At 66.0% G+C, this 20,264-nt stretch carries 19 protein-coding genes; 13 read left to right on the top strand and 6 right to left on the bottom strand.

Annotated features, from left to right (window positions below; genetic code table 11):
• The first annotated feature begins 34 nt into the window (after positions 1–34).
• The 9 genes from AC2S9W_RS07910 to AC2S9W_RS07950 all read left to right on the top strand — a co-directional run bounded on the left by AC2S9W_RS07910 (position 35) and on the right by AC2S9W_RS07950 (position 9,571).
• Positions 35–1,741, top strand: a complete 1,707-nt coding sequence (locus AC2S9W_RS07910; protein ID WP_076074341.1) for a class I adenylate-forming enzyme family protein — start codon at positions 35–37, stop codon at positions 1,739–1,741.
• A gap of 367 nt (positions 1,742–2,108) precedes the next feature.
• The gene (locus AC2S9W_RS07915; RefSeq protein ID WP_076074344.1) at positions 2,109–3,350 is read left to right on the top strand and encodes an SAM-dependent methyltransferase; all 1,242 of its coding nucleotides are present in this window, start codon (positions 2,109–2,111) and stop codon (positions 3,348–3,350) included.
• An 82-nt stretch (positions 3,351–3,432) separates the two neighbouring features.
• A complete protein-coding gene (locus AC2S9W_RS07920) occupies positions 3,433–3,687 on the top strand; it encodes a type II toxin-antitoxin system RelE/ParE family toxin (protein WP_324787703.1) in 255 nt (84 codons plus the stop codon).
• Complete coding sequence (locus AC2S9W_RS07925; protein WP_067181747.1) at positions 3,687–3,968, top strand: addiction module antidote protein; 282 nt, start codon at positions 3,687–3,689, stop codon at positions 3,966–3,968. Before AC2S9W_RS07920 ends, AC2S9W_RS07925 begins: the two co-directional genes overlap by 1 nt.
• Positions 3,969–4,116: 148 nt before the next feature.
• Positions 4,117–5,355 carry a mechanosensitive ion channel family protein gene (locus AC2S9W_RS07930; protein WP_486571842.1) on the top strand — a complete coding sequence of 413 codons (1,239 nt, stop codon included), beginning with the start codon at positions 4,117–4,119 and terminating at the stop codon, positions 5,353–5,355.
• 546 nt (positions 5,356–5,901) lie between these two features.
• The gene (locus AC2S9W_RS07935; RefSeq protein ID WP_486571843.1) at positions 5,902–7,119 is read left to right on the top strand and encodes an argininosuccinate synthase; all 1,218 of its coding nucleotides are present in this window, start codon (positions 5,902–5,904) and stop codon (positions 7,117–7,119) included.
• Between the two features lie 193 nt (positions 7,120–7,312).
• Positions 7,313–7,531 (top strand): hypothetical protein, encoded by a 219-nt coding sequence (locus AC2S9W_RS07940; RefSeq protein ID WP_067113206.1) that lies wholly within the window; start codon positions 7,313–7,315, stop codon positions 7,529–7,531.
• Positions 7,532–7,580: 49 nt separating this feature from the next.
• Positions 7,581–8,582, top strand: a complete 1,002-nt coding sequence (locus AC2S9W_RS07945) for a threonine aldolase family protein (protein ID WP_486572067.1) — start codon at positions 7,581–7,583, stop codon at positions 8,580–8,582.
• Entirely contained in the window at positions 8,579–9,571 is a 993-nt protein-coding gene (locus AC2S9W_RS07950) for a DMT family transporter (protein ID WP_486571844.1), read from the top strand. The genes AC2S9W_RS07945 and AC2S9W_RS07950 overlap by 4 nt, the downstream gene beginning before the upstream one ends.
• Before the next feature lie 299 nt (positions 9,572–9,870).
• Here AC2S9W_RS07950 and murA read toward each other — a convergent pair whose 3' ends face one another.
• Entirely contained in the window at positions 9,871–11,154 is a 1,284-nt protein-coding gene (gene murA, locus AC2S9W_RS07955) for a UDP-N-acetylglucosamine 1-carboxyvinyltransferase (protein WP_067113200.1), read from the bottom strand.
• Positions 11,155–11,227: 73 nt separating this feature from the next.
• Here murA and AC2S9W_RS07960 point away from each other — a divergent pair, with 73 nt between their 5' ends.
• Complete coding sequence (locus AC2S9W_RS07960; protein ID WP_486571845.1) at positions 11,228–12,229, top strand: DMT family transporter; 1,002 nt, start codon at positions 11,228–11,230, stop codon at positions 12,227–12,229.
• On the opposite strand, the gene AC2S9W_RS07965 is transcribed toward AC2S9W_RS07960, so the two are convergent.
• A complete protein-coding gene (locus AC2S9W_RS07965; RefSeq protein WP_486571846.1) occupies positions 12,226–12,828 on the bottom strand; it encodes a DsbA family protein in 603 nt (200 codons plus the stop codon). The two genes, AC2S9W_RS07960 and AC2S9W_RS07965, sit on opposite strands and share 4 nt — an antisense overlap.
• 200 nt (positions 12,829–13,028) lie before the next feature.
• Positions 13,029–13,772, bottom strand: a complete 744-nt coding sequence (locus AC2S9W_RS07970) for an SDR family oxidoreductase (protein WP_104959365.1) — start codon at positions 13,770–13,772, stop codon at positions 13,029–13,031.
• A gap of 157 nt (positions 13,773–13,929) precedes the next feature.
• On the opposite strand from AC2S9W_RS07970, the gene AC2S9W_RS07975 reads away from it, so the two are divergent.
• Positions 13,930–14,424 (top strand): winged helix-turn-helix transcriptional regulator, encoded by a 495-nt coding sequence (locus AC2S9W_RS07975; protein WP_076077627.1) that lies wholly within the window; start codon positions 13,930–13,932, stop codon positions 14,422–14,424.
• 281 nt (positions 14,425–14,705) lie between these two features.
• On the opposite strand, the gene clpS is transcribed toward AC2S9W_RS07975, so the two are convergent.
• The 3 genes from clpS to AC2S9W_RS07990 form a co-directional block, all read right to left on the bottom strand.
• On the bottom strand, positions 14,706–15,071 hold the full coding sequence (gene clpS, locus AC2S9W_RS07980; RefSeq protein WP_067113696.1) for an ATP-dependent Clp protease adapter ClpS: 366 nt from the start codon (positions 15,069–15,071) through the stop codon (positions 14,706–14,708).
• A 183-nt stretch (positions 15,072–15,254) separates the two neighbouring features.
• Positions 15,255–15,992: a phasin family protein gene (locus AC2S9W_RS07985; RefSeq protein WP_104959390.1), complete on the bottom strand. Its 738-nt coding sequence runs from the start codon at positions 15,990–15,992 to the stop codon at positions 15,255–15,257.
• A 122-nt stretch (positions 15,993–16,114) separates the two neighbouring features.
• Positions 16,115–17,926: a PHA/PHB synthase family protein gene (locus AC2S9W_RS07990; RefSeq protein ID WP_076074366.1), complete on the bottom strand. Its 1,812-nt coding sequence runs from the start codon at positions 17,924–17,926 to the stop codon at positions 16,115–16,117.
• 115 nt (positions 17,927–18,041) lie between these two features.
• Between AC2S9W_RS07990 and AC2S9W_RS07995 the strand changes: the two genes are divergently transcribed.
• Both AC2S9W_RS07995 and AC2S9W_RS08000 read left to right on the top strand, forming a co-directional pair.
• Positions 18,042–19,256 carry an LL-diaminopimelate aminotransferase gene (locus AC2S9W_RS07995; protein ID WP_067113702.1) on the top strand — a complete coding sequence of 405 codons (1,215 nt, stop codon included), beginning with the start codon at positions 18,042–18,044 and terminating at the stop codon, positions 19,254–19,256.
• Between the two features lie 76 nt (positions 19,257–19,332).
• A complete protein-coding gene (locus tag AC2S9W_RS08000) occupies positions 19,333–19,812 on the top strand; it encodes a DUF2721 domain-containing protein (protein ID WP_067113704.1) in 480 nt (159 codons plus the stop codon).
• Positions 19,813–20,264: the final 452 nt, after the last annotated feature.

Consider the following 20,264-nt stretch of genomic DNA (forward strand, 5'->3'; position numbering starts at 1 on the left):
GGTAAGCGCACCGAGACCAAGAGGAGAGATACTGATGCCATCCGCGCTCGACCTGCGCCTGGACGCCGCTTACGAACAGATCACCGGCCCCGGAGGGCTCATCCAGGTCGGATCGGTCGAACGCTTCGGGCGGGACCTGCCGTTCATCACCAATGCGCCGACCAACCTCGCCGACTATGTCGCCTTCTTCTGCGCGCAGCACGGCGACGCGACCTTCCTGGTCGAGGGCGACGAGCGCCTGTCGTTCCGGCAGACCTATGCGGCCGCGCGGCGGGTCGCGGCGGCGCTGGTCGAAGGGCACGGGGTGCAGCGCGGTGACCGCGTCGCGATCGCGATGCGCAACGCCAACGCCTGGTGCGTCGTCTATATCGGCGTGCTGCTGGCGGGCGGCTGTGCGACGCTGCTCAACGGCTGGTGGCAGGGCGGCGAGCTGGCGGCGGGGATCGCCGACAGCGAGGCGAAGCTGGTCATCGCCGACCCGCAGCGCGCCGAACGGCTCGCCGGAACCGCGCACGGCGCGACGGTGATCACGCTCGACATCGCCAGGCCGATCGACGAGGCGATCGCGCCGATCACCGACGCGGGCGGCAGCGCGGAGACCGAATTGCCGCGGCTGACCGGGCAGGACCTTGCGACCATCCTTTTCACCTCGGGATCGACCGGCCAGTCGAAGGGCGCCTATTCGCGGCACGAGGCGGTGGTGCAGGCGGTCTTCAACTATGTGACCCAGACCGCCAGCATCGTCCATCTGCTGACCCAGGACGGGCTGATGTCGGACATCCAGCCCGCGACGCTGATCTGCACGCCGCTGTTCCACGTCACCGCCGAGATTCCGGTGTTCCTGCAAAGCTTCGCGCTGGGGCGCAAGCTGGTGCTGATGCCGAAATGGAACGCCGAAGAGGCGATGCGGCTGATCCAGGACGAACAGGTCAATTATTTCGTCGGCGTGCCGCTGATGAGCTACGAGATCCTCGTCCATCCGAACCGGTCGAAATACGACCTGTCGACCTGCAAGAGCTATGCGGGCGGCGGTTCGCCGCGTCCGCCCGAGCACGTCAAGCGCCTCGCCACCGAGATGGGCGACGGCAAGCCGCTGCTCGGCTACGGCCTGACCGAGACCAACGCCGTCGGCTGCGGCATCATCAACGAGAATTATCTCGAAAAGCCGCTGTCGACCGGCCCGGCGTCGAAGCCGCTCGTCGACCTCGCGATCCTCGACGACGACGGCAACGCGCTGCCGCAGGGACAGGTCGGCGAAATCTGCATCCGCTCGGTCTGCAATTTCGAAGGCTATTGGAACAATCCCGAGGCGACGAAGGCGGCGATCTTCGCCAACGGCTATTTCCGCTCGGGCGACCTCGGCTATCTCGACGCGGACGGCTATCTGTTCATCGTCGACCGCAAGAAGGACATCATCATCCGCGGCGGCGAGAACATCAGCTGCCAGGAGGTCGAGGCGGCGATCTACGAACATGACGACGTGAACGAATGCGCGGTGTTCGGCCTGCCCGACGAGCGGCTGGGCGAGGTGCCGGGCGCCGTGTTGTGGACGAAGCCGGGCAGCGCGCTCGATGCCGCGGGGCTGGCCGATTTCCTGAAGGCGCGCCTCGCGCCCTTCAAGGTGCCGCAGCGCATCTGGATCGCGCGCGATCCGCTGCCCAAGCTCGGCACCGAAAAGATCGACAAGGTGACGCTGCGCACCCGCTACCGCGAGGAATATGCGGCGGAGGCGGCCGCCTAAGGTCTGTGGGATTCAGATTGCGGCTTGTTCCGGGTCGTGTGTCCCCGCGAAGGCGGGGACCCATCTCCGGTCGGCGCAAGATGGAACCGGTGGGAGATGGACCCCCGCCTTCGCGGGGGAACACGACTTTTACAAATCAACGCGATATGATCTGAATTCCCGCAGTTCTTAGACTGTCCCGCCGTAGCGCTTCGAGGTCGTCCGGCCCCGAACGTCGTGCCGGCTTTCGCTGGGATGACGGACAATCGGGCATTGCGTGCACGACGCGGGCTCCGCGCCGCGACCGGGACGACATCGGCGATCCTGCATGCTATGCCGGCAACCGAGCGCAACCAAATGCCGCCACGGGGGTTCTGAACCGAGACCTATGTCGATCCTGCGTCCCTTCCTTACCCGCGTCGTGCGCCGCGGCAGGTTGACCGTCGTCATGCCCGACGGTCGCGAAGAGCGTTTCGGCGAGCCCGAATCCGGTTTTCCGGAGGTCACCGTCCGCTTCCGGAACCGGCGCGCGATGCGCCGGATCATCTTCGATCCGCGCCTCGGCGCCGGCGAAACCTTCATGGACGGCGACCTCCAGATCGTCGAGGGCGACATCATGGAGCTGATCGCGCTGCTGCGCATGAACACGCCGTGGGACCGCGGGGCGAAGCTCAAGGACAAGACCGTCTTCGGCGAATGGCTGGAAGGGGTGCGGACGCGATTCAACTCGATCAACCGCCGCCGCAGCGCGCGCGCCCACGTCCATCATCACTACGACATCGGCAACGATCTCTATCGCCTCTTCCTCGACGACGACATGCAATATAGCTGCGCCTACTGGCCGCGGCCGGACATGACGCTGGAGCAGGCGCAGGCGGCGAAGAAGGCGCATATCGCGGCAAAGCTCGCGCTCGCGCCCGGGCAGCGCGTGCTCGACATCGGCTGCGGCTGGGGCGGGATGGCGATCACGCTGGCGAAGCTGGAGCAGGTCGAGGTGCTGGGCATCACCCTGTCGGACGAGCAGCTCGCCCTCGCGCGCCAGCGTGCGGAGGCGGCGGGGGTCGCCGACCGCGTGCGCTTCGAACTGATCGATTATCGCGACCTTGCGGCGCGCGAGCCGGGGCGCTTCGACCGCATCGTTTCGGTCGGCATGTTCGAACATGTCGGCGCGCGCAATTTCGAGGCCTTCTTCCGCGCCTGCGCGAACCTGATGACGGCGGACGGGGTGATGCTGCTCCACACCATCGGCCGCTTCGGGGGGGCGGGATCGACCGACGCCTTCACGCGCAAATATATCTTCCCCGGAGGCTATATCCCCGCGCTCAGCGAGACGGTGGCGGCGAGCGAGAAATGCCGGCTGATCGCCACCGACGTCGAGACGCTGCGCCTCCACTATGCGCTGACGCTGCGCCAATGGTATGCGCGCACCGTCGCGCACGAGGCACAGATCGTGGCGATGATGGGCGAGCGCTTCTTTCGCATGTGGACCTTCTACCTCGCCGGCGCGACCGCGGCGTTCGAGAGCGGCAGCATGGGCAATTACCAGATCCAGTTCGCCCGCAGCCGCCGCGCGCTGCCGCTGACGCGGGATTATATGGGCGAGGCGGAAGCGCAATATGGCGCGATGTAATCCGTAGTTGACACGTCTGACCGTGTAATCTATAGTTCACATATGATCGAAATTCGGCGCACGGACGATTTCATCCAGTGGATTGCCGGACTTCCGGGACGTTGCAGCACGCGCTCGTATCGCAAAGCGCCTCAATCGTCTTGCGACGGGTAACTCGGGGGATGTCAAATCGGTCGGCGGCGGAGTCAGCGAACTGCGCTTCACGTTCGGGCCCGGATATCGCGTTTATTTTACGAGGCGGGGCGATGTCGTGGTGATCCTGCTGTGCGGTGGCGACAAGGGATCGCAATCGCGCGACATCGAAAAGGCCAAGGCGATGGCGAAGGAGATCGAATGATGGCTATTGAAACCAAAATCTGGGATCCGGCAGAACTTCTTCGCACGCCCGAGGATATCGCCGCCTATCTCGACACCTATCTGGAAGACGGCGACAGCGAGGAAATCCGCGAGGCGTTGAGGACCATCGCTCGCTCGCAAGGCATGACGGCGCTGGCCCGCAAGACCGGTCTGACGCGGGAAGCCCTCTACAAGGCGCTGGGTGAGAACGGCAATCCGACCCTCGATACGCTGGTCAGGATATGCAGGGCATTGGGGCTGCGACTCTCGCTGGCGGCGTGAAAAGGCGGAAACGGGTTCGGCATGGCGAGGGCGTAGGTCAGCCTGCGGAAGTCGGCGGAATTTGACACCGGCGCGCGGGGCGTGCGATGTTTTGATATCCCGTCCATAGCCAAAGGAGACAGGCCTGCGCGCCAGCAGGCACGATGTCATGCATTCCATCACGACCGAAACCCTCTCGATCGCTGCTGTTTTTCCCTTCCTTGCCGACCTGCCGCCCTGGGCCGAGACCTTGATCGGCCTGGGCCTGCTCCTCACCATCGCCTGGGTCGTCAACTTCATCGTCAAGCATGTCGTGTTGCGCGTCGCGCTGCGCTGGCTGCCGCAGGGCGGGCCGACGCCGGTTCCCGTCGCGGCAAGGCTTGCCAATGTCTTTCCCGCGCTTGTCATCTCGTCGGGCATCGGAGCGGTGCCGCATTTGCCCGCGGGCGTCGTCACCGTGGTCGGCAATGTCGTCGCCGCCTCCATCATCCTCTTCATCGCCATGGCGATCAGCCGGGCCTTCAGCCTGGGGAACGAGATATACGAGCGGCGGCCCGACGCCGCGAGCCGGCCGATCAAGGGCTATATGCAGGTGCTGAAGATCATCCTCTATGCCGGGGCGGCGATCCTGATCGTCGCGGCATTGATGGAGCAATCGCCCCTGCTGCTGCTGTCCGGCCTCGGCGCGATGGCCGCGGTGCTGATGCTGGTGTTCAAGGATACGATACTCTCGCTCGTCGCGTCGGTGCAGCTCACCTCGAACGACATGCTGCGCGTCGGCGACTGGATCGAAATGCCGCAGCTCAACGCCGATGGCGACGTGATCGACATCGCGCTGCACACGATCAAGGTGCAGAATTGGGACAAGACGATCACCACCATCCCGACGCATCGCCTGATCGCGGAGAGCTTCAAGAACTGGCGCGGCATGTCGGAATCGGGCGGGCGCCGGATCAAGCGGTCGCTGCTGATCGACCAGAACTGCATCCGTTTTCTGACCGCGGACGAAAAGCAGCAATTGCGCCGCCTGCGGCTGATCGACGATTATCTGGAGAGCAAGCAGGGCGAGCTGGGCGAATGGAATGCCCGGGTCGAACGGGCCGGGCACGATCCGGTCAACAGCCGCCGCGTCACCAACGTCGGCACCTTCCGCGCCTATGTCCTCGCCTATCTGCGGGCGAACGGTCGCATATCGAAGGACATGACGTTGCTGGTCCGGCAGCTGGCGCCGACGGCGCAGGGCCTTCCCATCGAAATCTATTGTTTCACCAGCACGACCGCGTGGGCGGAATATGAGGATATCCAGTCGGATATCTTCGATCATCTGTTCGCGATCATGCCCGAATTCGGACTGCGGCCCTTTCAGGACCCGAGCGGCGTCGACTTCCGGCTTCTGCGCGCCGCCTGACGTGCTGTTCCTACGCTCCGTGCGCTCGCGGTACGGTCAGAGCGCGATGACATCGAATGGACTCGTCATTGCGGGCGGCGAAGCCGCGCGGCAATCCAGAGCTTGCGTAAACCGCCCTGGATTGCTTTCCCCGGATCAGGTCCATCCTTCGTCATGCTGAACTTGTTTCAGCATCCATGGCCGGACCCTCCCTTTTACGCCGCTTTTCATTCGAGGGCAGGCTATGGACCCCCGGATCGGGTCCGGGGCAGGCTCTGAAACAGGTTGGCGTTTATACCCTTGAGACAGGGACGCTGGTGATCCCCGGCGAAAGCCGGGGTCCATGCGAGGCAGGCGCACGTAGCTGGACCCCGGCTTTCGCCGGGGAACGCTCACCTGTCGGAAGGGGATAATTGCCAAACAAGTTCAGGGTGACGAAAGGGAAAGTTCCGCATGACGAAGGATGTGGCCGCGCCCTTTTCCGCCCCTTCGCCCGATCAGGCCGTTGCGCCGCGCGGGCTGGCCTGCTAGCCGCGCCCGCGTCGTTTCCCGCCAGAAGGTGCCATCATGTCCGAGTCCATCAAGCGCGTCGTCCTCGCCTATTCGGGGGGGCTCGACACCAGCGTCATCCTCAAGTGGCTGCAGACCCGCTATGGCTGCGAGGTCGTGACCTTCACCGCCGATCTGGGGCAGGGCGAGGAACTGGAGCCCGCGCGCGCCAAGGCCGAGCTGATGGGGATCAAGCCCGAGCATATCTTCATCGACGACCTGCGCGAGGAGTTCGTCCGCGACTTCGTCTTCCCGATGATGCGCGCCAACGCCCGCTACGAGGGCGACTATCTGCTCGGCACCTCGATCGCGCGGCCGCTGATCTCGAAGCGGCTGGTCGAGATCGCGAAGCAGACCGGCGCCGACGCGGTCGCGCACGGGGCGACGGGCAAGGGCAACGACCAGGTGCGCTTCGAGTTGTCCTGCTATGCGCTGAATCCCGACATCAAGGTGATCGCGCCGTGGCGCGAGTGGGACCTGACAAGCCGCACCGCGCTGATCGACTTCGCCGAAAAGCATCAGATTCCGGTGCCGAAGGACAAGCGCGGCGAAAGCCCCTTCTCGACCGACGCGAACCTCCTCCACACCTCGTCGGAGGGCAAGGTGCTCGAGGACCCGTGGGAAGAGACCCCCGACTATGTCTATTCGCGCACGGTGAACCCCGAGGATGCGCCCGACGCGCCCGAATATGTCACCATCGATTTCGAGCGCGGCGACGGCGTCGCGCTGAACGGGCAGGCGATGTCGCCCGCCACGCTGCTCGCGGCGCTCAACGACCTCGGCCGCAAGCATGGCATCGGCCGCCTCGACCTCGTCGAGAACCGCTTCGTCGGCATGAAGTCGCGCGGCATGTACGAGACGCCGGGCGGCGAAATCTATGCCCGCGCGCATCGCGGGATCGAAAGCATCACGCTCGACCGCGGCGCGGCGCACCTGAAGGACGAGCTGATGCCGAAATATGCCGAGCTCATCTACAACGGCTTCTGGTTCGCGCCCGAGCGCGAGATGCTGCAGGCGGCGATCGACCACAGCCAGGAAAAGGTGTCGGGCACGGTGCGGATCAAGCTCTACAAGGGCAGTGCCGCCGTTGTCGGCCGCAAGTCGCCGCACAGCCTGTACAGCGAGCGCCACGTCACCTTCGAGGACGACGCCGGCGCCTATGACCAGAAGGACGCGGCGGGCTTCATCAAGCTGAACGCGCTGCGGCTCAAGCTGCTGGCGAAGCGCGACCGCTGATCACGCGGCGCGGCGCGGTTTTCGGCTGGCCGCGCTCGCGCGGCCGAAGCCGGTCGGTCCGGTCGTTTCATGCGCCGTGCCGTCCGCCCCTGCCACCACCATGCAACCGAATCGCGGTAAGGACGTTCCGGGTCCGATGGAGTCTCCCGCCATCGGAACGGGGCGATTTTGCTCGGGAGCGGAGTGGTCCGCCATGGAGAATCCTGCCGCGCCGAACGACGGCGTCTACGAATGGCACAGCCGTTCGATCCTGCTGCCCCGTTTCGGTCTGCTGCTCGACCGCAACGGCACGCACTTCCGCCTGCTGATGCCGGGCGAATATCTGGTGCGCCGGTCGCGGACCAAGGGCAAATGGCTCTACCGTCCGCGCTCGCCCGACCGGGACGGCGCGCCGGACGCGTGGAGCAAATAACGGCTTAGCAGGATGCCCGTCCTGCGCTAAGGGCGGCGGCATGACCGCCCTGCGCTTCTTTTCCGACAATGCCGCCGCGGTCCATCCCGCGGTCATGAACGCCTTGGCCGCGGCGAACCATGTCGACACCGCCTATGACGGCGACGCGCTCAGCCGGTCGCTCGACGCGGCCTTTTCGGACCTGTTCGAAACGGAGTGCGAGGTCGTCTGGATTTCGACCGGAACCGCGGCGAACAGCATCATCCTCGCCCATTTCGTGCGGCCGTGGCAGGGCATCCTCTGCTATGAGGAAGCGCATATAGAGGTCGACGAATGCGGCGCCCCGACCTTCTATTCGGGCGGGGCCAAGCTGATGCCGCTGCCCGGCACGGGGGCGAAGATCGACGCCGACGCGCTGAAGGCGCGAATCGCCGGCATCCGCGCCGACGTCCACCAGGTCCAGCCGGCGGCGATCAGCATCACCAACGCGACCGAATACGGCCTGTCCTGGCGTCCCGACGAGGTCGCCGAGATCAGCGAGATCGCGAAGGCCAGCGGCATGAAGCTGCACATGGACGGCGCGCGCTTCGCCAATGCGGTCGCCTTTCTCGGCTGCACGCCGGCCGACGTCACCTGGCGCGCCGGGGTCGACGCGCTGTCGTTCGGCTTCACCAAGAACGGCGCGATGATAGCCGAGGCGCTGGTGTTCTTCGGCGGCAGCGGCGGCGCGGGCGTGCGCGAACTCAAGAAGCGCGGCGGGCACCTGCTCAGCAAGGGGCGCTTCGTCGCGGCGCAGATCCGCGCGATGCTGAAGGACGATCTGTGGCTCGCCAACGCGCGCGCCGCCAACGCCGGGGCGGCGGCGCTCGCCGCGGCCTGCGGCGACCGGCTGATGTATCCGGTCGAGGCGAACGAGCTGTTCGTGCGGCTGACCGCCGAAGAGGCGGCCGATCTGCGCGCACAGGGATTCGATTTCTACGACTGGGGCGAAGGCGCCGCGCGCCTCGTCACCAGCTGGGATCAGGACGCCGCCTCGACGGCGCCGCTCGCGGCGGCGATCGCCGCGCTATGAGCCAGCCCGGCGCATCGCTCCTCCATCCGCGCGTCCTTATCCCCTTCGCTCTGGTGACGCTGATCTGGGGATCGACGTGGATCGTCATCAAGGGGCAGCTCGGCATCGTCCCGCCGAGCTGGTCGGTGACCTATCGCTTCATCGTCGCGGCCGCCGCGATGTTCCTGTTCGCCGCGGTGCGGGGCGAACGGCTGTGGCTCGACCGCCGGGCCTTCGCCTTCGTCGTGCTGCTCGGCATCGCGCAGTTCACCTTCAACTTCAATTTCGTCTACCGCGCCGAACAGCATATCACGTCGGGGCTGGTCGCGGTGCTGTTCGCGCTGCTCATCGTGCCGAACACGCTGTTCGGGCGGCTGTTCCTGAAGACTCCGCTCGAAGGGCGCTTCCTGGCGGGCGCCGGAATCGCGATCGTCGGCGTCGGGCTGATGATCCTGCACGAATATCGCGCCGCGGCGCTCGGTCCGCAGGCGGTGGTCGCGGGCACGCTGCTGACGCTGACGGGGGTTCTCTCGGCCTCGATCGCCAACGTCATGCAGGGGACGAAGATCGCCCGCGCGCAGTCGATGACGGTGATGATCGCATGGGCGATGCTCTTCGGCGCGCTCGCCGACGGCGGCTTTGCATGGATCACGACCGGGCCGCCGACGATCGAGGCGACGCCCGTCTATCTGCTGGGCGTCCTCTATCTGGGCATCGTCGCCAGCGCGGTGTCCTTTCCGCTCTATTTCAGCGTGATCCGCGCCGTCGGCCCGGGGCAGGCGGCGTGGTCGAGCGTGTTGATCCCGATCATCGCGATGGGGTTTTCGACCGTCTTCGAAGACTATCACTGGGCGCCGCTGTCGATCGCGGGCGGCGCGGTGGCGCTCGCCGGGCTGATCATCGCGGTGGCGAAGCGGCCCGAGCGCCCCTCGGTCAGCGGAAACATGGTATCGGTCGCGGTCGATGCCCCCGAATGCTCGGCCATGGCGAGCGAGAACCCGCGCGACTGACGCCGGAGCGACCTACGAAAGGCTTTCCTACGTTATCGCGCCGTGCCGGCCTTCGACGCATGACTGCTTCAATTTGTGCATACACGCGTCTCCCCTCCCGCTTGCGGGAGGGGTCGGGGGTGGGCCAGCGGCGTTGCATTTGCCCACCCCGCTGCGGCTAGCGAACAAGTTCGCAAGCCTCGCTGCCCCTCCCGCAAGCGGGAGGGGAGGTCGAATGGACGCACGACCCCTCGAACAAAGGGGCGTACCGTGTGCTCTGTATGCCTTGAAATGATGTTGCGCGCTTTTCGCACGCCGCGTCAGTCGTCGCTGACCCGCTCGATATCGGCGCCGACCGCCTGCAATTTTTCTTCCAGCCGCTCATAGCCGCGGTCGAGGTGATAGACGCGGTTGACCTGCGTCTCGCCCTCGGCGGCGAGCCCGGCGATGATCAGGCTCATCGAGGCGCGCAGGTCGGTCGCCATCACCGGCGCGCCGACCAGCTTTTCGACGCCGCGGACGACTGCGGTGCGGCCCTTGACCTGGATGTCGCAGCCCATGCGCGCGAGTTCGGGAACGTGCATGTAGCGATTCTCGAAAATCGTCTCGGTGAACAGCGAAGCGCCGGTGCCCAGCGTCGCCATCGCCATGAACTGCGCCTGCATGTCGGTCGCGAAGCCGGGGTAGGGCGCGGTCGACAGCGTCACGGGTTCGGCGCGGCCCGACATGGCGACGCGGATGCCGCCCTTGACCTCCTCCACCGTCGCGCCCGCCTCGCGCAGCGCGGCGAGCGTCGCCTCCATCTCGGCCGCCTTCGCGCCGACCAGTTCGACGTCGCCTTCGGTGATGACCGCGGCGCAGGCATAGCTTCCCGCCTCGATGCGGTCGGCCATGACGCGATAGGTCGCGCCGTGCAGCCGGTCGACGCCCTCGATGGTCAGCGTCTCGCTGCCGATGCCGTCGATCTCGGCGCCCATCGCGGCGAGGCAGTTGCACAGGTCGACGATCTCGGGCTCGCGCGCCGCATTTTCGAGCACGCACGTCCCCTTGGCGAGCACCGCCGCCATCACCGCATTCTCGGTCGCGCCGACCGACACGACGGGAAAGGTGAACCTGCCGCCGGCCAGCCGTCCGCCCGGCGCACTCGCCTTCACATAGCCCGAGGCGAGCTCGATCTCCGCCCCGAAGGCTTCGAGCGCCTTCAGGTGCAGGTCGATCGGCCGGTTGCCGATCGCGCAGCCGCCGGGCAGGCTGACCGTCGCCTCGCCCGCGCGCGCGAGCAGCGGGCCGAGGACGAGGATCGACGCGCGCATCTTGCGCACGATGTCATAGGGGGCGACGGTCGAGGTCAGCGTCGTCGCGCGCGCGGTCATCACGCGCCCGAAATCCTCCGGCCGCGACCCTTCGATCGTCGTCGAGCAGCCGAGCTGGTTGAGCAGGTGGCCGAAACCGTCGACGTCGGCGAGTCGCGGCAGGTTGCGCAGCGTCAGCGGCTCGTCGGTGAGCAGCGCGCAGGGGAGCAGGGTGAGCGCGGCATTCTTGGCGCCGGAAATGGGGATACGGCCCTTGAGTCGCTGGCCGCCGCGAATGACGATTTGATCCATCGAGCGTGTTTAGCGGATGCGCGGGAGCGCGCAAGCGGTTGCCTCCGGATGCCTGGCACGGCACGGAGGCGCGATGAACGACGGAACAGGCATGGAAGAATCGGTGCACGCGGCTCCGGGGGCGGGGCTGGCGGGATTGTGTGCGCGGCCCTATCTGCTGCTGACGCTGACCGCGGCGTGCTGGGCGGGCAATTCGATCGTCGGGCGGGCCGCGCGCGATTTCGTGCCGCCGATCGCCTTGTCCTTCTGGCGCTGGGCGCTCGCATTGCTGCTGTTGCTGCCGCTCGCCTGGCCGCACCTTCGGCGCGACTGGCCGGTGCTGCGCGCGCACTGGCCGATCATGATCCTGCTGGGGATGCTGGGGATCGGGTCGTTCAATACCCTGCTCTACAGCGGGCTCCAGACCACGACCGCGCTCAATGCGATGCTGATGCAGTCGGCGCAGCCGGCGCTGATCCTGCTGATCGGCGCGCTGCTGATGAAGGAGCGCACGACCGCGCGGCAGATCGCGGGCGTGGCCGTCTCGCTGGCCGGGGTATTGACCATCATCTCGCGCGGCGACCTGCAGGCGCTGCTCGCGCTGCGGCTCAACGGCGGCGATGCGATCATCGGCTTCGCAGTGGTGCTGTGGGCGGTCTATTCGGTGCTGCTGCGCCGCCGCCCGCCGGTTCATCCGCTCAGCCTGCTGGCGGGTTCGATCCTGATCGGGATCGTGGCGATCGCGCCCTTCTATGCCGGCGAACTGGTGCAGGGGCGGCGGATCATCGTCGCGCGCGAAAGCGTGCTGGCCATCGCCTATGTCGCGATCTTCCCCTCGTTCCTCGCCTATCTCTTCTTCAACCGCGGCGTCGAACTGATCGGGTCGGCGGCGACGGGGCAGTATATGAACGTCATGCCGCTGATCGGCGCCGGGCTGGCGATCGCGTTCCTGGGGGAGGAACTGCATCTCTTCCACGTCGCCGGGCTGTTTCTGGTGATCGCGGGAATTTTCGTGGCCGGGCGCAGCATGCAGGCGCCGGTTACGGCGGCCGATGCGGTGGTCCCGGCGCGGCCGTCCGATGGCGGCAGATTCTAGCCCAGCAGTGCCTCTTCGACCTGGGCCAGGCGATCCTTGCCGAAGAACATCGCGTCGCCGACGAAGAAGGTCGGGATGCCGAACACTCCGCGCGCGACGGCGGCCTCGGTATTGGCGGCGAGCTTTTCCTTGATGGCGGGCTCCTGCGTCCGGGCGAGCAGCGCCGGGCCGTCGAAACCGTTGGCCGACAGGAAGGCGGCGGCGACGGCGGGGTCGTCCATCTTCAGCCCTTCTTCCCACATCGCGCGGTTCACCGCCTCGACATAAGCGTCAAGCCGCCCTTCGTCCGCGGCGACGATCGCGCCGCGCATGATCAGCAGGGTGTTGACCGGGAAATGGGGGTTGAGCCGGAAGCGGGTCAGCCCATGCCGTTCGATGAAGCGGCGCATTTCCAGATTCTCGTAGGCGAGCTTTGCCGGCACCCCGGCATATTGCACCATCGGCGCCTTGTTGCCCGTCGCCTTGAAGATGCCGCCGAGCAGGCAGGGAATGACCACCAGTTCGGCGCCGGTGCGATCGAGGATGCCCGGCAGGACCTTCAACGTCAGATAAGCGTTGGGGCTGCCGAAATCGAAGATGAGTTCGAGGGTCTTGGTCATGCTTCAAATCCTTTCCCTTCTCCCCTTGCGGGAGAAGGATAGGGAGCCTTATCGCGAAGCGATTAGGCGGACTTGGATGAGGGGTTGCGAGCGAAGCTCGCGCGATCCTTTGGATCGCATACCCCTCACCCAGCTATGACTAGGCGGCCGAGCCGCCAAGTCTCCGCAACCCTCTCCCGCAAGGGGAGAGGGAATTTCCGTCACCATTTTTCTCCCCATGGGCGAAGGTCGAGTTCGTGCGTCCACGCGCTTCGCGGTTGCTTGTGCAGCGCCACATATTGGGCGGCGATCGCGTCGGGGTTCAGGATCAGGTCCTGCGCCCTGGCATTGTCGAAATCGGGGTGGCGGTCGCGGATGAATTCGGTGTCGATCGCGCCGTCGATCACGACATGCGCGACGTGAATGCCCTGCGGCCCCAACTCGCGCGCCATTGACTGGGCGAGCATCCGCAGCGCCGCCTTCGCCCCCGAAAAGGCGGCGAAGCCCGACCCGCCGCGCAAGCTGGCGGTCGCGCCGGTGAATATTATGGTGCCGCGACGGCGCGGCGTCATGCGTTTCGCGGCCTCGCGCCCCATCAGGAACCCGGCCAGGCACGCCATTTCCCAGACCTTGCTGTAGACGCGCACCGTCGTCTCGCCGATCGGGAAATTCACATTGGCGCCGATGTTGAACACCGCGACCTCGACCGGCCCGACCTCTGCCTCGACCTGATCGAACAGGGCGATCATCGCGTCCTCGTCGCGGGCGTCGGCGGGGAAGGCGCGCGCCTGATGCCCCGCGTCGTGGATCGACTGCGCGAGCCTTTCGAGCGCGTCGGCATTGCGCTCGCGCCGGTTGACGCAGGCGGTCAGCCCTTCGGCGGCGAAGGCGCGCGCAATGGCGCCGCCCGTCGCATCGCCAGCGCCGACGATGACGGCCGCGCGAGTGGATGCTGGATCGGTCACGGGCGAATCTCCTCTTGCGGGTGATAGTAACTATGATAATCATAGTAACAAGAGTAAAAGTCATTCGTCATTCCCGCGAAAGCGGGAATCCAGCGAACCGGCGTTGGAACTGGATTCCCGCTTTCGCGGGAATGACGAACGAAGGAGGGGCTAGAGTTTGCCCAAACGCACCGACCTGTCGAACACCTTCTGCCCGCTCGGCCGCTCGGCCGAGCTGCTCGGCGACCGGGCGGTGCTGCTGATCCTGCGCGAGCTGTTCTTCGGGCGGCGGCGGTTCGAGACGATCGTCGCGACCACCGGCCTTGGGCCGCAGCTCGTCTCGGCGCGGCTCAAGCGGTTGCTTTCGGAAGGGGTGATCGAGCGCCATGCCTATCGCGACCGGCCGCCGCGCCACGAATATCGGCTGACCGCCAAGGGCAGGGATCTGTTCGACGTGCTCTATGCCCTGCGCGGCTGGGCCGAGCGCTGGGCCTATACGCCCGGCGAGACGGGCGGCGGGCCGGCGATGCGCTATGTGCACCGCGCGTGCGGCGCCGATGTCGGGACGGCGACGATCTGTCCGGGGTGCGGCGAGCCGCTGCGCTATGGCGAGCTGAAAGGCGAGCCGTCGCCCGCGCTCCGGGCCGAACAGGCGGCGCGTTCGGGCGGTTGATTTCCCCTTCGGCTTGCCGCTAGAGCGGCGTGCCATGAATCTGCAACGCCCCTTATTCGTTCGTGTCGAGCGAAGTCGAGACACTCACCGGCCTTGCGCCACGCTGATGGGTGTCTCGACTGCGCTCGACACGAACGGGACGATGGGTCAGATTTAACGCTCGATGCTCTAGTCGCAGTGGAGAGGGTAATGGTGCGCGCATTGCAGCCCATCCCGCTGCGAGTAGCGAGCAAGCTCGCAACCCTCGCTGCCCCTCCCGCATGCGGGAGGGGATGAACAGTTTACGCCTTCTCCAGCGTGCACTGCAGCGGGTGCTGGTTCTGCCGTGCCGCGTCCATCACCTGGTTGACCTTGGTCTCGGCGACCTCGTAGCTGAAGACGCCGCAGACGCCGACGCCCTGCTGGTGGACGTGCAGCATCACCTGCGTCGCGCGCTCGATGTCCATGTTGAAGAAGCGCTGGAGCACCATCACGACGAATTCCATCGGCGTGTAGTCGTCGTTGAGCAGCAGCACCTTGTACATCGACGGCTTCTTGGGCTTCGCGCGCGTGCGCGTCGCGATGCCGACGCCGGGGGTGCCGGGCGCGCCATCGTCCTTGTCCGCCATCGCGTGGACCAGATGCGGGATCGAAGCGGGAAGCATCATCGGGGGAATATCGCAAGCCCAGCCGGAATCGCAAGAGGGAGGGGTGGTTAATTCGCCGCGCCGCAAGGGCCGGCGAAAGCAAGAACCGCCCGCTTCCGAAAAGGAAGCGAGCGGTCTTGGGAGTGTCGGCGCGGGCGGGGAGAGGAGGGGGAGTGCCCGCACCAACCGGGAAGAAAAAGGCCCTTAGGCTGCCTTCATCTTCGAGCTGATGACCGAAACGCGGTTCGAGATCGGCGCAAAGCTGTCGTTCGCCAGCTTGACGACCAGCTCGCTGGTCTTCGAGGTCTGCGCGACGGCGGCGTCGAACGCCTTCTTGCTGTTCTCGGCATAGAGCTTCAGGAACTCGGCCGGCGACTTGACGGTGGTGTAGCCCTTCAGCGCGGCGGTGGTGTCCTCGAAGCTCTTGCGGGCGAAGGCAACGCCTTCCTGGCCCAGCGTTTCGAAGCCCTTGGCCGCGATCTTGCCCGATTCGACGATCGCTTCGATGTTCGCCTTGTTGAACTCGGCGGCCTCTTCGGCGATCTTGCCCGACTTCGCCATCGCATCCTTGGCGCGCTGGTTGAAATCGGCGGTCAGGGTCTCGACGCGGGTCTTGGCTTCGTCGGCGAACTTCTTGACGGTGTCGTTCATGGTCTTGAATCCTTTGGTGGCGGCGGCGACCGGCTTCGGCGCGGCCTTGGGGGCGGTCTTCCTGGCAGCCGCCTTCTTGGGGGCGACCTTCTTGACGGCCGGCTTCGCGGCCTTCTTTTGGACCGGCTTGGCCTTCGCCTTCACGGTCGGGGTCTTGGGCGCTTCGGCCTTCGCGGGCGCCGGGGCGGCGTCTGCGGTCACGGCCGGGGCAACCGGAGTCGCCGGCTTGGCGGCGGTTTCCAGCGTCGCGGCTTCGAAAGCCTTTTCAGCACTGTCCATCTTGGTAGCCATCGAAACAACTCCTTTATGTTGCAGTGCACAATATAGGAGGGAGTCGTCGATTTCAAGAGATTTTTTGTGCGCTGCACAAAAAATTCGTGGCGCCCGTCGGGGGCCGCTATATTCGCGCGATATTACCGCTGCTTGACATAGCGGCCGGGGGCATCCTCGATCGCCTTTTTCTTGCCCTTGCCGGGGATGCGCGCGCCCTTGGCGGCCGTTTTCTTGCCGTCCTGCGCCGAGATCCAGCCGATCCAGTGCGGCCACCAGCTTCCCTTGGTCTCGGTCGCGCCGGCCTCGAACTCGGCGAGCGATTTGGCGTCGTTGTCGCCGGTCCAATATTGATATTTGTGCGCCGCAGGCGGGTTGACGACGCCCGCGATATGCCCCGATCCGGCGAGCACGAAGGTCCTGGGACCCGACAGATGGTCCATCAGCCGCCAGACGCTGGCGAGCGGCGCGATATGATCCTCCCGTCCCGCCTGGATATAGGCGGGGGTCTCTATCTTGCGGAGGTCGACGGGCGTGCCGCACACCGACAGGCTGCCGGGAAGGACGAGGCGGTTGTCGCGATAGAGATCGACCAGATATTGCCGGTGCCACTTCGCGGGCAGGTTGGTCGTGTCGCCGTTCCAGTAGAGCAGGTCGAAGGGCGGATAGTCGTTGCCGAGCAGATAATTGTTGACGACATAGTTCCAGATCAGGTCGCGGCCGCGCAGGCTGTTGAAGGTCGCCGCCATGTAGCGCCCATCGAGGAAGCCCGGCGCCGACAACTGCTGGAGCAGCGCGAGATAGCTATCGTCGACGAACAGCTTGAGGTCGCCCGCGAGCTCAAAATCGACCTGCGCGGTGAAAAAGGTCACCGACCTGACCTTGTCCGCCTCGCCCCGCGCCGCGAGCATCGCCAGCGTCGCGGCGAGCGTCGTCCCGGCGACGCAATAGCCGATCGTATGGACGTGCGGCACGCCGAGCAGGTCGCGCACCGTGTCGATCGCATCGACCTGCGCCGCGACATAATCGTCCCACACCACGTCCTTCATCGAGGCGTCGGCCGATTTCCACGACACCATGAACACCGACAATCCCTGATCGACAGCCCAGCGCACGAAGCTTTTCTGCGGGTTGAGGTCGAGGATGTAGAAGCGGTTGATCCATGGCGGGAAGATGACGAGCGGGACGGTGAAGACCTCCGCGGTCGTCGGGGCATAATGGATGAGCTGGTAGAGTTCGGTTTCGTGGATGACCCTGCCGGGAGTCGTCGCGATATTGACCCCGACCTCGAACGCGTCGGTATCGACATGGCTCAATTGCCCGCGCGCGAGGTCCGCGAGCATGTGCTTCAGCCCCTTGAGCAGGCTTTCGCCGCGCGTCTCGACCGCGCGCTTGATGACCTCGGGATTGGTGATCGCAAGGTTGGTCGGCGACAGCGCCTCGGCGGTCGCCTTCGCCGCGAACTCCAGCTTCGCGCGCGCTTCGGGGTCGAGGCCCGAAAGCTGGCGGGTGGTGGCGAGCATCTGGTCGGATAGCAGGCCGTAGGTCTGGCGAATCAGCGCGAACACCGGGTTCTGTGTCCAGTCGGGATCGGTAAAGCGCCGGTCCTTCGGTGCGTCGGCCGGTGCCGCGGGCGCAAAGGGCGGTTGCAGCGTCGCGAGCGACGACCAGAACTGCACCCCCTGTTCCCACATCCTGGCGCTCTGTTCGGCCCACATCTGCGCCGCGGGGTTTGCCAGCCAGGTGGCGGGGTCGAACGGCGACGCCGCGCCCGCGCTTCCATCCTTGTCGGTCTGCCTGTCAGCCCCGGCCTGCCCCATCGCATGGTCGAGCATCATCTGCTGCGCGCGGGCCATCACGCTCGCCCAATGCTGCATGTCGTCGGGGGAGGGGATGAAGGGGTTCGGCGTCGTGCCGTTGTCGTCCCCGCCCGTATTGCCGCCCGCGTCGCTCATGCTCGTTCCTGCTGGTCAGTGCCGATATTATGCCTATAACAAGCCGCGATGCGGCTGGCGAGATTGCCGCTCGCGTCAAGGCCGAACTTAACGAAAAGGAGTTGTTCCAGTTCCCATGTCCGAGGATGAATTCTATCGCATCAAGCGCTTGCCGCCCTATGTCATCGCCGAAGTCAACGCGATGCGAGCGGCAGCACGCGCGGCGGGCGAGGACATCATCGATCTGGGGATGGGCAACCCCGACCTGCCGCCGCCGCAGCACGTCATCGACAAGCTGTGCGAGGTCGCGCAGAAACCGGACGCTCACGGCTATTCGCAGTCGAAGGGGATTCCGGGGCTGCGCCGCGCGCAGGCCAATTATTATGCGCGCCGCTTCAACGTCGAACTCGACCCCGAAAGCGAGGTCGTGGTGACGATGGGGTCGAAGGAAGGGCTCGCGAGCCTCGCCACCGCGATCACCGGGCCCGGCGACGTCGTGCTCGCGCCGAACCCCAGCTATCCGATCCACACCTTCGGCTTCATCATCGCCGGGGCGACGATCCGCAGCGTGCCGACGACCCCCGACGAGAATTACTGGCGGGCGCTCGACCGCGCGATGGCCTTCACCGTGCCGCGTCCGTCGATCCTGGTCGTCAACTACCCGTCGAACCCGACGGCCGAAGCGGTCGACCTCGCCTTCTACGAACGGCTCGTCGCCTGGGCGAAGGAAAACAAGGTCTGGGTGCTCAGCGACCTCGCCTATTCGGAGCTGTATTACGACGGCAACCCGACGCCCTCGATCCTTCAGGTGCCGGGGGCGAAGGATGTCGCGATCGAATTCACCTCGATGTCCAAGACATACTCGATGGCGGGCTGGCGTATGGGGTTCGCGGTCGGCAACAAGCGGCTGATCGCGGCGATGACGCGCGTCAAATCCTATCTCGACTATGGCGCCTTCACGCCGATCCAGGCAGCCGCCTGCGCGGCGCTCAACGGCCCGCAGGACATCGTCGCGCGCAACCGCGACCTGTATCAGAAGCGCCGCGACGTGATGGTCGAAAGCTTCGGCCGCGCGGGTTGGGAGATTCCCAGTCCGCCGGCATCGATGTTCGCCTGGGCGCCGCTGCCCCCCGCGCTGCGGGACATGGGCAGCCTCGAATTCTCGAAACAGCTTCTGACCCACGCCAAGGTCGCGGTCGCGCCGGGCGTCGGCTATGGCGAGGACGGCGAGGGCTTCGTCCGCATCGCGATGGTCGAGAATGAGCAGCGCATCCGGCAGGCGGCGCGCAACATCCGCAAGTTCCTGCAGATGCACGGCGTCAATACGCCGTCGGTTGCGGCGGGCGGCTGACCGGTGACCGGGCGGGCGGGTCGCGGCCCATGAACGGACGGGACTACCGGTTCGCGGCGGAGCGGCCGGCTTGACGATGGCGGCGGACGCGAGCGCGATTGCGCAGACGATCCAGTTGTCGGTGACGCCGGTATTCCTGCTGGTGGCGACCGGCAGCCTGCTCAACGTGCTCGCGGGCCGGCTGTCGCGCGTCGTCGACCGTTCGCGGGTGCTGATGGCGCGCTGGCCGGAAACCGAGGGTGATGAGCATGCGCGCGTCGTCGCCGAACTGCGCGCCGCCGACCGCCGGATGCGGGTCATCAACAATTCGATCCTCGCCGCCGTCGCCTGCGGCATCGTCGTCTGCCTGCTCGTCGCGCTGCTGTTCACCCAGGCGTTCACCGGCCTGAACCTGGGGGTCGCGGCGTCGTGGGCCTTTGCGCTGGCGATGCTGCTGCTGCTCGCGTCGCTGCTGCTGTTCCTCCTCGAGGTGCGCCTTGCCATTCGGGCCATTCAGGTGCCGATGGATTTGCTCGAGGGCGAGGAAGCCGGGTGGCTGCGCCGGTCGCGGCGCTAGACCGTGATGACATCGAATGGAATCGTCATTGCGAGCGGCGGAGCCGCGCGGCAATCCAGAGTGTGCGGTAACCGCTCTGGATTGCTTCCCCCGGATCAGGTCCGGGGTCGCAATGACGAAGTGGGTCAATCTAAAGTCATCAGAGTCTTGAGCGCCGTGTCCTAAGTCCGAACCCTTTGCCCTGAGCCTATCGAAGGGCTTGTTCTTTCCTTTGGCGCCGCAAGAAGAAGCACGGTGCTTCGACAAGCTCAGCACAAACGGACGAGCGGTTCGGATTTAGTACTCGCTGCTCCGGCACTTTTCATGCCGGTTCGGGCGGCGCCCCGGGGCCAGCGAAATTTTCGGCGCATCTCCGTCGATACATGGAGCGGTTCCGGTTCCCCGGCGACAGATGGCCATGCCCGATGGCGCCGCCTCGTCTGGACCCCGGCTTTGGCCGGGGAGCGGATATG

This window comes from Sphingopyxis sp. 550B (assembly GCF_057401805.1).